Annotated in this window: 7 protein-coding genes and 2 CRISPR repeat arrays (1 of these 9 running past the window's edge); of the genes, 4 read left to right on the forward strand and 3 right to left on the reverse strand. The window is 67.7% G+C overall.

What is annotated here, in order from left to right; translation table 11 throughout:
• Positions 1 to 1,307: direct repeats of the CRISPR family, unit length 28 nt; unit sequence CTGCTCCCCGCGCACGCGGGGGTGATCC; it begins 63 nt to the left of the window's first position.
• 204 nt (positions 1,308 to 1,511) lie between these two features.
• Genes KBX26_RS02635 through KBX26_RS02650 form a run of 4 tightly spaced genes read left to right on the forward strand, consistent with a single transcriptional unit; the run spans position 1,512 to position 8,334 of the window.
• Positions 1,512 to 2,267: a DUF429 domain-containing protein gene (locus tag KBX26_RS02635; protein ID WP_210864606.1), complete on the forward strand. Its 756-nt coding sequence runs from the start codon at positions 1,512 to 1,514 to the stop codon at positions 2,265 to 2,267.
• 13 nt (positions 2,268 to 2,280) lie between these two features.
• Positions 2,281 to 3,510 carry a DUF6361 family protein gene (locus KBX26_RS02640; RefSeq protein ID WP_210864607.1) on the forward strand — a complete coding sequence of 410 codons (1,230 nt, stop codon included), beginning with the start codon at positions 2,281 to 2,283 and terminating at the stop codon, positions 3,508 to 3,510.
• A complete protein-coding gene (locus tag KBX26_RS02645; RefSeq protein ID WP_210864608.1) occupies positions 3,497 to 5,248 on the forward strand; it encodes a phospholipase D family protein in 1,752 nt (583 codons plus the stop codon). Before KBX26_RS02640 ends, KBX26_RS02645 begins: the two co-directional genes overlap by 14 nt.
• Positions 5,245 to 8,334 (forward strand): helicase-related protein, encoded by a 3,090-nt coding sequence (locus KBX26_RS02650; protein ID WP_210864609.1) that lies wholly within the window; start codon positions 5,245 to 5,247, stop codon positions 8,332 to 8,334. The genes KBX26_RS02645 and KBX26_RS02650 overlap by 4 nt, the downstream gene beginning before the upstream one ends.
• 646 nt (positions 8,335 to 8,980) lie before the next feature.
• Here the strand turns inward: KBX26_RS02650 and KBX26_RS02655 are convergent.
• The 3 genes from KBX26_RS02655 to cas1e form a co-directional block, all read right to left on the reverse strand.
• Positions 8,981 to 9,649, reverse strand: a complete 669-nt coding sequence (locus tag KBX26_RS02655; RefSeq protein WP_210864709.1) for an HNH endonuclease family protein — start codon at positions 9,647 to 9,649, stop codon at positions 8,981 to 8,983.
• Positions 9,650 to 10,028: 379 nt separating this feature from the next.
• Positions 10,029 to 11,946: direct repeats of the CRISPR family, unit length 25 nt; unit sequence CTGCTCCCCGCGCACGCGGGGGTGA.
• Between the two features lie 248 nt (positions 11,947 to 12,194).
• Positions 12,195 to 12,551: a type I-E CRISPR-associated endoribonuclease Cas2e gene (gene cas2e, locus KBX26_RS02660; RefSeq protein WP_030331040.1), complete on the reverse strand. Its 357-nt coding sequence runs from the start codon at positions 12,549 to 12,551 to the stop codon at positions 12,195 to 12,197.
• Positions 12,551 to 13,501 (reverse strand): type I-E CRISPR-associated endonuclease Cas1e, encoded by a 951-nt coding sequence (gene cas1e / locus KBX26_RS02665; protein ID WP_210864610.1) that lies wholly within the window; start codon positions 13,499 to 13,501, stop codon positions 12,551 to 12,553. The genes cas2e and cas1e overlap by 1 nt, the downstream gene beginning before the upstream one ends.
• Positions 13,502 to 13,514 lie beyond the last annotated feature (13 nt).

The following is a 13,514-nucleotide window of genomic DNA, read 5'->3' on the forward strand; positions in this document are numbered from 1 at the left end:
GCTCCCCGCGCACGCGGGGGTGATCCCCGCTCCGACGCACCCTGAACCGACCGGGAATCCTGCTCCCCGCGCACGCGGGGGTGATCCGAGGACGGTGGTCACCTCGGCCTGCGCGTCGACCTGCTCCCCGCGCACGCGGGGGTGATCCCGTCGTCACGTTCTTCCTCGCGCTCGCCAAGGCCTGCTCCCCGCGCACGCGGGGGTGATCCGCCCGCCACCGTCCGCGACTGCGACGGCAAAACCTGCTCCCCGCGCACGCGGGGGTGATCCCCTGGCATCGGTGCCGGCGTTCGCCCGCGTCTCCTGCTCCCCGCGCACGCGGGGGTGATCCGCTCGTCGACGCCGCCACCGACGGACCGTGGACCTGCTCCCCGCGCACGCGGGGGTGATCCGATGAACCTCAACCAGGACGCCTCGGAGTTCTTCTGCTCCCCGCGCACGCGGGGGTGATCCCACAGACAGCCGCGCCGTCAACCCGGCCGGCGCCTGCTCCCCGCGCACGCGGGGGTGATCCCCGCCACACGGTCACCCGGTAAATGTCATACAGCTGCTCCCCGCGCACGCGGGGGTGATCCCTGCACCATCTCCATCTTGAGGCCGGCGCCGTCCTGCTCCCCGCGCACGCGGGGGTGATCCTCGGCGGTAGCTTCGTCGGCGTCGGGGTTGTCCTGCTCCCCGCGCACGCGGGGGTGATCCCGACACGGGCGGCTTACCCGGCGGGCGCATGCCCTGCTCCCCGCGCACGCGGGGGTGATCCCGCTCCCAACAGCAATAATCCACCCAGGACAAGCTGCTCCCCGCGCACGCGGGGGTGATCCCAGCAGCAGGCAGGCCAAGACAGAGCCAACACCCTGCTCCCCGCGCACGCGGGGGTGATCCGAGTCGCCGCACCTGCTCGTCTCCGGCGGCAGCCTGCTCCCCGCGCACGCGGGGGTGATCCCGGCCGTCATGCGAGCCCGGCACGACACGGCGACTGCTCCCCGCGCACGCGGGGGTGATCCGCTCTCCTGCCGCCTCGCGGCGCTCGCTCACCTCTGCTCCCCGCGCTCGCGGGGGTGATCCCCAGGAGGACACCATGGCCAACGTCTACACCGTGCTGCTCCCCGCGCACGCGGGGGTGATCCCGGTCAATGACGCTCGCGCAGACGGCGATCGTGCTGCTCCCCGCGCATGTGGGGGTGATCCGAAGTTGTCGTGGATGTAGTTGAAGACGTCCCGCTGCTCCCCGCGCACGCGGGGTTGATCCCCAGGGTGACGCCCGCTCGGTGGTGCTCGCGTCCTGCTCCCCGCGCACGCAGGGATAAGCCGAATCCACCATCTGCCGAACCTAGACAAAGTGGAATCCTCGGCTTATTGCCGGTCATCGTCATCGCCGGCCATCGTGTCCGACGGCCGTGGCAAACGAAGAGCCTGCCTCGTGGCCATGCTGGTACTCGTATACGGCTGAACGTCTTACAACGACCATCGATCGGATCATGACCGCCGACCCCAGCGGTACCTAAAGTGGTGAAGTGTTAACCCTCGGCGTTGACCTCGCAGCCGCAGACGAACATACGGCGACGGCCGCGATCGAGTGGCTACCAGGCCGGGCAGTGGTGCGGGAGATAGCTCTCGACATCAGTGACGCTCGGATCGTCGAAGCGAGCCGGCACGCGGACAAGACCGGGTTGGATTGCCCGCTCGGTTGGCCGGAGCCGTTCGTCGCCCTCGTCACGACCCACCAGGTCGGCCATGTGAGGCCCCCTGACGGCGAGGGCGGACCTTGGCGGCGTCACTTGGCCTATCGCCAGACTGACGAAGTGGTGCGCAAGGAGACCGGAATCATCCCCCTCAGCGTGGCTGCGGACCGCATCGGGCACGCCGCCTTCCGCTGCGCCGGTTTGCTGGCGATGCTCGCCGCCGATGGTCAGGATGTCGATCGTTGCGGTGACGGCAAGATCGTCGAGGTGTACCCGGCAGCGGCCCTTAGCCGTTGGGGCTTCGCGCACCGCGGTTACAAGGGGCGCCGTCAGCAGGTCCAGCATTCCGAACTCGTCACCGCATTGTGTGGGGCCGCGCCCTGGCTGGAGCTTGGAGCGTTCGAGGCGTTGGTGCGGCGCAGCCATGACGCGTTCGACGCGGTGGTCGCATCGTTGGTCGCCCGTGCCGCAGCGACCGGCAAGGCGAGCAGGCCGGATGACGAGCAGCGGGCAGCCGCGCGTTCCGAGGGATGGATCGCTCTGCCTACCTACCCTCTCGCCGGGCTGCTCGGCTTGGCAGCGGCGTAACCGGAAGGTAACCATGGCTTCAGGACTGAGCTGGCTGGACAGTTCCCGCGACGATCAACATCGGATGCGGGAATTACTCAAGCTCTTCAGCGACACGGAGAGCCGGGACGAGTTGGGCATCGGCCAGGTCCGGGACGCGTTCAGTGACTTACTTTTCCCGGGCACCTCCGTTTTGCAGGCCCGGGCGCGGTACCTACTGATCGTGCCGTGGTGCTACCAGGAGGCGCAGCGGCGTGGACTGCACGGTGACCGTCTCACTGCGCAGGTGGACCGCATCGAACGAAAGGTGATCGCCGCGCTGCTGAAAGGCGACGACACGGATGGCGTGATCGGTCGTCGGGCTGGTATCGGAGTGCAGACGCTGCCGTCGAGCATCTATGCGGCGGCGTTGCTCGAGTACGGCATCCGCACTGGTGACGATGAGGGCGCATCGAACCGCCGAGTGGCCGGACTGACCGACGCCGATGAGCTGACGGAGCGAGCGAGCGGGATCTGGCACCCAACGCTGCCGGCCCGACCGTCGAAGTTTCCAGACGAGGTTGAGGGTGGATTGAGGCTGACGCCGGATGAGGGCCGTTGGCTGCGAGAGCGCATCCTCACTGCGGCGCCCGGCACATTGTTGGCGTACCTCCTTGAGCCCGAGCATCGACCCGGTTGGGACAGCGACGCACCATGGGAGGAGCCTGCGGCGCTGACCGCGCCGGAGCCGATCGGCTCGCTGGTACGAGACGCGGCACTGTTCTCACTGGCGATCCACGGCGCGGCGTTGCTGTACAACCTCCTCGTGGCGGAGCGGTACGAGGAGACCGGTCTGACCGAGCGTGAGGCGCCGGTGGACAGGTACCGAGACAAGCTGTCGCGCTGGAACCAGCGCGTGTCGGCGGAGCAAGGCCTCAAGGGCTGGGCTCGGTCGGACATGTGGGACCGGTTGATCGAGAGGAATCCGCGGATAGCGTCGAACGTCGCTGCGCGCCGGTTCATTGACCGCTGGCTCGATGCAGTCGCAAGCGGAGCCGCGGCCGCGGCCGCCGCGGACCAGAGCTTGCGCAATCTCGTGGCCGAACGGGAGCGGACGGTGAAGAAGGGGCAGTCACGGTTAATCAACGACAAGCTGCTGCGTACGTGGAGTGGCGCCTCCGGCAGCCGACGGCTGGTGTATCGATGGCCTCAAGTCCGCCGGATCCTCGTCGACATCCACGAGGGCTGTGCCGCTGACTCGGAGGTTGCGAATGCTCGCGCCTGACTCTCGTTCGCTGCTGCTCGATGCCTTGCGCCCGCCACCGGGTATGCGGCTGTCCCGCGCCGTCGCGTTGACCTTCACCCTGGATCTGGAGAGTCTGCTGGTCGCCCCGCTGGCCTTCGCCGCACACGGCTTACGCGAGACGACCGACCCCATCGCGGTAATGGAGGGTGTACGGCAGTGCGCCGACCGGATCGACGTGTTCTGCCAGGCTGGGCAGATCGCCGTACCACCGACGAAGTCGGCGCTGCTGGCGTTCGTTGAGCCGATGGTGCACCAAGTGCGCCGGCCCAAGCCGGGTCGGCTGTTCCACCCGAAGCTGTGGGCGCTGCGTTTTGAGGACGAAGCGACCGGGGAGACGTCGCTGCGGCTGCTGGTGCTCAGTCGCAACCTGACCAAGGACCGCAGCTGGGACGTGTGCCTGCGCCTCGAAGGCTACCCAGGCACCCGCCGGGTGGCGGGTAACAGGCCCTTGTTCGACCTGCTGCAACACACGCTGCGACTCGCGGTCGCGCCCCTGCCGCCGGATCGGCAGGCGGCGGTCGAAGCGCTGGGCGAGGATCTACGTCGAGCCGCGTGGGAGTACCCCGACGGCGCCCGGGAGATGTTTTTCCATGCGCTAGGAGTTCCTCGTACCTCGCCACCGGACTTCGCAGGGACGCGTCACCTAGTGATTTCCCCATTCTGCACCCCCGAGGGTCTGGACCGGTGCGCACCGAGCGGCAAGCTGGCGTTGGTGAGCCGGCAGGAAACTCTCGACTGCCTGCCCGAAGAGAGCCTGGCCGGTTCCGAGACGTTCGTTGTGAACGCCTTGGCCGGTTTGCCAGCTGAGGAATCGCCGTCAGGCCAGGAAGTACTCAGCGGGCTGCACGCAAAGGTGTACGTGGTGGAGAAGGGCCATCAGGCGCGGGTTTTCCTCGGCTCCGCAAATGCCACAGGCGCGGCGTTCGACGGCAACGTCGAGCTGTTGGTCGAGCTGGTAGGTGGCCGTGCTCAGTGGGGTATCGACGCTCTCCTTGGCCCGAAGGCAGCGCTTCGCGAGATCCTCGAACCCTACGAACGCCAGAACGCCGCCGAACTGGATCCCGAAGCGGACCGCCTCCGCAATCTGGTCCGCGACCTCGCGGCGACCCCGCTGCTAGCTACCGTCATGCCCGAGGCAGACAGCTACCGGCTCCGGGTGACCTCCCAAGACACTGTGCCCGAAGTGCCAGGCGTACGGATCACCGCGCAGCTGCACACTCGTCGCGGTGAGGCGACCGTGCTCGCGTCGGGACAGCCGGTCGACGCCGTGTTCACCGGGCTTGCGCTGGTCGACATCACCCCGTTCATCATCGTTTCCGCTGAGAACGGCAGCGGTCGGGAACAAGCAGTCGTCCTCGCCACCCTGGTCGGCGATCCCCTGCACCGCCTCGATCACGTCATCGCCCAGCAGATCGACACGCCAGAGAAGTTCCTACGGTTCCTGCTTCTGATGCTCGGCCTCGGCACTGATGCCGCCGCGTTGGTTAGCGGTGGCGCTGAAGCGGGCGGCGCATGGCGTACCAGCGGAACTGGGATTTTCGAACTGCTCCTCAACGCTCTCGTTGACCGGCCGCAGCAACTCGACGACTTGGCCCGGCTCGTCAGCCGCATCGAGGCCAGCGGCGACGGCAAGCGACTGCTGCCACCCGGCTTCACCGAGCTGTGGCAGGTCGTCACGCAAGCGCAGGTAGCGATGACAGAGGCGGTGCGCACATGAGCCGGTACGACGCCGGCCCGGTCATGGCCGGCTTGAAAGACTTCCAGCGCGCCACCGTCGCGCACGTCATCGACCGGTACTTCGGCGCCAACCCGACCCGCCGATTCCTGGTCGCCGACGAGACCGGCCTCGGTAAAAGTGTGGTCGCCCGCGGCGTGATCGCCCAGACCCTGCAGCGGCTGCAGGACGACGACAGCGTCGAGCGGGTCGACGTCATCTATGTCTGCTCCAACCAGGATGTGGCGCGGCAGAACATCGGCCGGCTGCGGGTCACTCCCGACGAGACCGTCACGCTGTCCAGCCGGCTCACCCTGCTCGCCAAGCACACGGACAAGCTCAACGCCGCCACGGGTGCCGCCGGCAAACCAATCAACCTGGTCGCCTTCACCCCCGGCACCTCCTTCGACCAAGGCTGGCGCACCGGAACGGCGGAGGAACGCGCACTGCTGCTCTTGATCCTTGAACGGGCGGGCTCGTGGAACGGCTGGCGCACTCGGGCCGCACTGCGCGCGTTGCAGGCGGGCGTCGCGAACCCCGAGCGTTTCGAAGACCAGTGCGACCGGCTGTGGGAGAACCTTGGCGGAAAGATCGATCCCACGATCACCACGGAGTTTCTGCGCCAGGCCCGCCAGCGGGGACTCCTCGACAGATTCAACGCACTGCTCGACGGCATCGGCCGGCGTCCGAAGCTGCCAGACGCACTACGAGAGAGTGCCCGGAGGCTTACCGGGGATCTTCGTTCGGCGCTGGCCACTGCGGGTGTCGAGGTCCTCGAACCAGACTTGATCATCCTCGACGAGTTCCAGCGTTTCCGGGAGCTACTCGACCCGAACGGCGGCGAGGGCGCCGAGCTCGCCCGGCACTTGTTCGACTACCGGGACGCACGGGTCCTGTTGCTGTCCGCCACTCCGTACAAGCCGTTCACCTTCGCCGAAGAGGCAGTTGCCGGCGAGGACCACTACAGCGACTTCCGACAGGTACTGCGCTTCCTCAACGACGACATGTCCTGGCATGCCGATGTGGCGAAGGCGTTCGAGGCGTACCGGGAAGCTCTGGTCCGCGGCGAGCCGTGCGCGGACCTGCGCGGCTGGCTACGCGATCTGCTGCTACCGGTCATGTGCCGCACCGAGCGACCCCTACTCGGGCAGGACGGGATGCTGCGCGAGCACATCACCCTGGCCGACGACCTCAACCCGCAGGACATGCGCAGCTACGTGGCGATGCGCAAGATTGCCAAGTCCGTCGGCGCTCCCATGACCGTCGAATACTGGAAGTCCGCACCGTACTTCCTGAACTTCCTCGACGGCTACCAGCTCGGCACCAAGGTCCGCGCGGCGCTCGATGACCAGGCAGACTCAGAGATACCAGCACTACTGGCCCCCGCGCAGTTGCTTGATGCCGGGACGATCCGCCGACGCGAGCCTGTCGACCTTGGCAACAGCCGGCTACGGCAGCTCGCCGCCGACACCGTCGACCGAGGCTGGTGGCAACTCCTGTGGCTGCCACCATCGCTCCCCTACCACGCGCTCGGCGAGCCGTTCGCGACCGCAGCAGATGACGGCATCACCAAGCGGCTGCTGTTCTCATCCTGGAACGCCACGCCCACCGCAGTGGCAGGTCTGCTCAGCTACGAGGCCGAACGCCGACTGGGCGCCGCCGGAGAGGGACACCGGCACCTCGACTACCGCCTCGAAAACGGCCGCCCGGCGGCAATGAGCGTCCTCGCGCTCTTCTGGCCCCATCCCGCCCTGGCCGAGGTGTGCGACCCACTAGCACTAGCTCGACAGCGACCAAACGACACTGCGCCCCTCGACGCCTTCGAGCGAGACGTCCGCGAACTGCTCCGCGCTCACACATCCGCTGATGCGACGCCAGCGCTGACAGGTCCGGCCGAGCCGTGGGAGCTGCTCTTCCAATGGCCCGGCGCCGATCCCGGCATTGAGGATCCCGCTACCGCCCTCGGGTCCTCCGCGGACGAGGGGCCGGCTACGGGTCTAGACGGGCATGTGGCCCGAGCCCTCGACTTGGCTCACCACGCTGCCTACCCGACGGAGGACCAACTGGACGGGCTGATGGACAGCATCACGGCCATCGCATTGCACGGTCCCGGCAACGTCGCCTGGCGTGCGCTGTCCCGGCTGATCGAGCCGGGAAGCCAGGTCACCCCATCAGGACACTGGCGCGCCGCTGCGCTCCTCGCCAGCGGACTGCGCTCCCTGTTCAACCGGCCGGAGTCGGCACAACTCCTCGATCACCTGGCAATGGGCAAGGTCTACTGGCGGGCGGTGCTGCGATACTGCGCCGCCGGCGGGCTGCAGGCCGTTCTCGACGAACACCTGCACACGTTGCGCAGCGCGGCCTCGGACACCCTGCTCGACGACGACGAGCTATGGAAGATCGCCGACGAGGCGCGGCAGGCGATGGCCAGCCGACAGTCGACGTATGAAGCCTTCGACCCGCACAACCCGCAGCGGCCAATCAAGCTGCCCGGGCGCTTCGCCCTGCGCTACGGCGGGCGCGGCGAGGAGCAATCTCAGGTCGACCGCAAGGTGGTCGTGCGGCGTTCCTTCAACAGTCCCTTCTGGCCGTTTATTGTTGCCACCACAAGCGCCGGCCAGGAAGGCATCGATTTTCACCAGTGGTGCTCGGCCGTCGTGCACTGGAACACACCTGCCAACCCCGTCGACTTCGAGCAACGTGAGGGGCGGGTGCATCGCTTCGGCGGCCACGTCGTACGGCGCAACGTCGCCGCGGCACACCGGGCCGACGCCCTGCGTTCGTCAGAACCGGATGTGTGGAAAGCCCTGTATGACGCCGCCCGAGCAGAGTCCGGAGGGCTCGGCGACTTCGCGCCGTACTGGGTGTTCCCGGGGGAAGCAAAAGTCGAGCGGCACGTTCTGCCCTATCCGCTCAGTCGCGACCAGGCGCGGTTCGACCGACTCAAGGCGGACCTGGTGAGGTACCGACTCGCTTTCGGTCAGCCACGACAGGAAGACCTGCTGCTGCTTCTACAGCGGCCGATCGGCGAGATCGATGTGCCTGAGGTCCTCGATCTACGGCCCAAGCCTGATGGAAACCAGCCGTAGATCCTCATTCAAAGTGGACTATCGTAGGGTCGATCTCTAACGCCGCAGGTCAAGAAGACTGCTCCCCGCGCACGAGGGGATTTCAAAGGCTCAACGTGGGCCGGGCCCTGCTCCCCATCCACGCGGGGGTGATCCCGGGAGGTCGTTGCCTCGGCCGGTGCCGAGGATCTGCTGCCCGCGCATGCGGGGATGATCTCAGGACCGACGGCGCGGTGGACTGCTCCAGCGCGCCGACGGGGTGATTTCGCATACCGGACTGCCTTGCCGTTCGAGCGGCGTACTCCCTGCGTACGCGGATGATTCTCCGTGGCGGTGCTGACGTACCGGCTCGCCGGCTTTCGGCGCCAGCGTTGCTATCTCAGCCTCGCCGATGCGCAGAAGCAAGGGCCAGGTGCTAACGACCGCGGACATACGCCTTCCGGCGGGACCAATCCCCGGCCCGACCTGATCGCACCTCGGAGTCCATCCACGATCCGACGTGCGGCACCTGCTGAATATCGACGACCGTGGTCCAAGCGTTAATTGCTCAGGACGCAGCAGACCACATGCCGCAGACGATCGGGCTTCGGTCAACGCGACAGGCACAAGACTCAGCTTGCGGACGTGAACCACTAGAACTACGAATCGCAGGGTGCTGGGGGTCTGGTCACGAGCTGCAGGTGTTGAGCATGCTCTGCAGGGCGGACTTCTCCGACGACTGCAGGGTCAGGCCCCAGCTGTACTTCACTGTGATCCACATCTTGCTGTAGGTACACCGGTACGACGACAGAGGCGGCTGCCAGGTGGAGGGGTCTTGGTCGCCCTTGGACTGGTTGACGTTGTCCGTCACTGCGATCAGCTGCGGGCGGCTCAGGTCGTTGGCGAAGCTCTGCCGACGGCTGGTCGTCCAGGAGTTGGCACCGGAGCGCCAAGCCTCGGCCAAGGGGACGACGTGGTCGATGTCGACGTCGGATGCCGCGGTCCAGGTGGCGCCGTCGTACGGGCTGTACCAGCGGCCGGAGGTGGCGGCGCAGGAGCTGTCGACAACGACAGAGGTGCCGTCGCGCTTGAGGACCTGCTCACGGGTGTTGCAGCTACCGCTGATCGTGATCCAGTGCGGGAACAGATCCCTCGAGTAGCCGCTGGTCGAGCCTTGGGTTGCCACGGTCAGGGCGTTGAGCTGCGATTGGGCCGTTGCCTTGGACGGGATACCGGGAGGTGCGGCCGACGCCGGCTGCGCGCTGACGTCAACCAAGCAGGCGACAGCGGCGAGGACGACTGCGCCGGCGTGGCGCGTGACGCGTGGGAAACGGGCGGAGAGTCGGACTACCCGCATGAGGGCCTCCTCGGAACTGGATGGACGACAACCGTCTCCGACGATCATGTACATCTATGTACCCGATTGTGAAGAGGTGGGGAAGCAGTTACGAAACTTCGATGAGCTTGAACGTCACTGGTTCGAGGGTGTGGGCTGGGGGTCGGGTATTCCACCCATGCCTCTCATTGCGCGTTCCGCCGGCACATGGTCCGACCCCTACCCTCAGCCAGGCAATGCAGCGCTCGCTCGTCGTATGACACAAGCCTCACCCGCTAGGCTGTCGCCAGGCTCGCTCGCCTAGATAGCCCCACGCCAAACGAGACCGAGTGGAATGATCTTGCGGAACCTAGTGAACAAAAACCGCGAAGTCGATCTCTAACGCCGCAGGTCAAGAAGTCTGCTCCCCGCGCACGCGGGGGTGACCCCTACTGGACCCGTGCCGAGTGGCTCAAGCGGGTCTGCTCCCCGCGCACGCGGGGGTGACCCGGCGACGTGGCCGACCCGGTTCACGTGGCGGTCCTGCTCCCCGCGCACGCGGGGGTGACCCCGGTCGTAACACCTACCCCCGGGTATTCCTGGGCTGCTCCCCGCGCACGCGGGGGTGACCCTCTGCCGCATGTCGGCGTCAGTGGATGCCGGGGCTGCTCCCCGCGCACGCGGGGGTGACCCCGAGGATAACGAGATCACCATTCCGGCCGACGCCTGCTCCCCGCGCACGCGGGGGTGATCCCTGAGCAGCTACGGGGGTAACGTGCCCGACACACTGCTCCCCGCGCACGCGGGGGTGATCCCTGCCACCGGGTATCCCTCCTATGTGGGCTGTCCTGCTCCCCGCGCACGCGGGGGTGATCCCTTGGTGCAGGGCGGCCAGGGCCGGGGGCACGGACTGCTCCCCGCGCACGCGGGGGTGATCCCTCTCGGCCTCGCGGACCGAGCATCCGGTCAGCCTGCTCCCCGCGCACGCGGGGGTGATCCGGATAACGGCGTCTACATCCTCTGGTACAACAACTGCTCCCCGCGCACGCGGGGGTGATCCCGTCAGCCCGGCGAACCTGGCTGGCGCGCAGGTCTGCTCCCCGCGCACGCGGGGGTGATCCTCTCGGGCGTCGGCGTCGCGGTCGCGGCCGTCGCTGCTCCCCGCGCACGCGGGGGTGATCCTCCGGCAGACCCGACGTCGCATCCACCGTCACCCTGCTCCCCGCGCACGCGGGGGTGATCCCGGCTCGGACTGCTCGTAGAGCACCGCGCCGCCCTGCTCCCCGCGCACGCGGGGGTGATCCCAGGCCGAGCAGTAGCGACAGGCCGGCGCGCTCCTGCTCCCCGCGCACGCGGGGGTGATCCCAGACGAAGAATGGCGGCGATCAGGGCGACGGCCTGCTCCCCGCGCACGCGGGGGTGATCCGTACCTGACCACGGCCGAGCTCGACGAGATCAACTGCTCCCTGCGCACGCGGGGGTGATCCGAGTTCATCGAGCTGTACGTGCCCGAACCGAAGCTGCTCCCGGCGCACGCGGGGGGGATCCCGACGCCTGATACAGGTCGGTGTGATACACACCCTGCTCCCCGCGCACGCGGGGGTGATCCGAGCGTCGCGGCGCGGCCGATCACGTCCCGGTCCTGCTCCCCGCGCACGCGGGGGTGATCCCTCCCCCTTCTCGTCGCTGGCTCGAATGGTCGACTGCTCCCCGCGCACGCGGGGGTGATCCCTGGGGCGGTCGTCTGGGCGGTCTACACCAACGCTGCTCCCCGCGCACGCGGGGGTGATCCCACGAGCAACGACGCCTCGGCCGAGGAGGAGGCCCTGCTCCCCGCGCACGCGGGGGTGATCCGCCGAGAGCCTTGGGCAGGACGAAGTACCCGAGCTGCTCCCCGCGCACGCGGGGGTGATCCCTTCGAGCGGGTCAGCCTCGACGAGGTGGACCCCTGCTCCCCGCGCACGCGGGGGTGATCCGAGGTCCGCGTCGGCACCGGCTCGGGCGAGCTGCTGCTCCCCGCGCACGCGGGGGTGATCCCGGGCTGGACCGCATCGCCGACGAGCTCGTCGACTGCTCCCCGCGCACGCGGGGGTGATCGTGACGAGTGGGCGCAGTACTTCATGACCGTAAGCCGCTCCCCGCGCACGCGGGGGTGATCCGTGTCGGCGGCGGGCTGGCCCAGCGCCTTAGCCTGCTCCCCGCGCACACGGGGGTGATCCGGACTGGACCGTCAAGCGGATCCCGGGGCTGTACTGCTCCCCGCGCACGCGGGGGTGATCCGCTGCGAGGGGCGGCGCGCGATCTGATCCGTAGCCTGCTTCCCGCGCACGCGGCGTGATCTCGACGCGAACCACTGGGAACCGCAATACTCGGTCTGCTCTGCAGCGCATCCGCGGGTGAGCCGTGGCCGACATCAATGCGGCACTCCGACTCCATCTGCCTGCTCCCCGCGCAGCCATCGGGGGTCCTAACGATGGGATGGACAAGAACACCGCGAAGGGAGGTTCTCCCGCGCACGCGAAGAAGGTCAGAACTCCCCGGCCGCCGGATGCAAGGGCGAAGGTCAGCTCCTCGCGCCTTGCTTTTACTACGCCGGTCGTCCGCGCTTCCCAAACCGGCGGCGCCTTGCTGCTTTGCTCCAGCCGCCGGGTATCGCAGGATTGACGATCGGGTCAACAGGGCGACGCATTAAGGTCACCCCATCGAGATCCACCGGCACCCAGTGATGGTCGTGGGCCACGAACGAGAGCCGCTGCTCACCGGGGACCTGGTAGACCAACAGAGCGCGGCCAACGCCTGCCATCTCGGTCACCCGAGTCCACAACCTGTCTCGCACTCGGGTGCTGACGTGCCCCACGTACACACCGGCAGTCAACTCCAACAGCCACTGCGTCAAGTGCCCACGCAGCCCAGGTGGGCACGCAGTCAGGATGATGACGGTCATCAGAAGTCGACCTCACCGATGTCGGCGTAGTTGCGGCCCGCAGTCAATTCGATGCCGCTGTCGTCCCAGAGGCGGAGGGAATCCTCGTCCTCAATCTCACCGCCGGGCTGCGGCTGGAGGAGCAACATCCGGATATCACGGACGCAACGCGCGAGGATCGCGCCGTCATGAACACGGTCGCGTACGGCCCGTCGGGTGTCCGCGCCGATGTCAGTCGAACCGCTCGCCACCACGTCGAAGGCGACGGGGATGGTGATCTCCGCCTTGTAAAGGTCAGCGACGTCGTATACGAAGGCGCGCTCATGCCCAGTGTGCACGAATCCGAGCCCGGGCGCGGCACCAAGCGCGACGATGACGGCGTGCACGATGCCGTACAAGCAGGCGTGCGCGGCTGATAATGCCTGGTTGATGGGGTCGCCAGCAGCGAAGTCGGCCTGGTCGTAGTCACGGTGACTCCAGGCGACCCCGCTTCTCTGGGAGTGTTCACGGTAGGTCCGGCGGACGCGTGCGCCTTCCTTGCCACGTAGTTGCTGCATGGTGAGATTGGCGGTGCTCTCGCCCGGGAAGCGCATCGCGTACATGGTGCGGGCGACGGCGAGTCGGCGATCACGGTGACTGACCGCAGCGGCCTGTGCAAGAAGCAGCCGGCTGGAGGCTGCGAGTGAGCGACCGTGGGCGTAGTAGCGCACGCCCCGCTCGCCGACCCAAATGGCAGTAGCACCGTGGTCGGCGAGCAGGGCGATGGCCTGGTGGGTGATGCTGGTTCCAGGTCCGAGCAGCAGTACGCCCACTGATGCGGCCGGGATGTGCACCACGCCTCGGTCGTCGGTGGCGGTGATCGCGTTGCTGTCTCTGTGGATCACGCTGCGCTCGAGGTAGAGGAAGCTAATTCGGTCCTCAGCGCGGGTCAGATCGGCAAGCTCGGCTGGCGGCACACCTGGGATCTTCATTGGTCAGCCTGGC

This window comes from Micromonospora sp. C97 (assembly GCF_018070385.1).
Lineage (GTDB): Bacteria > Actinomycetota > Actinomycetes > Mycobacteriales > Micromonosporaceae > Micromonospora > Micromonospora parva.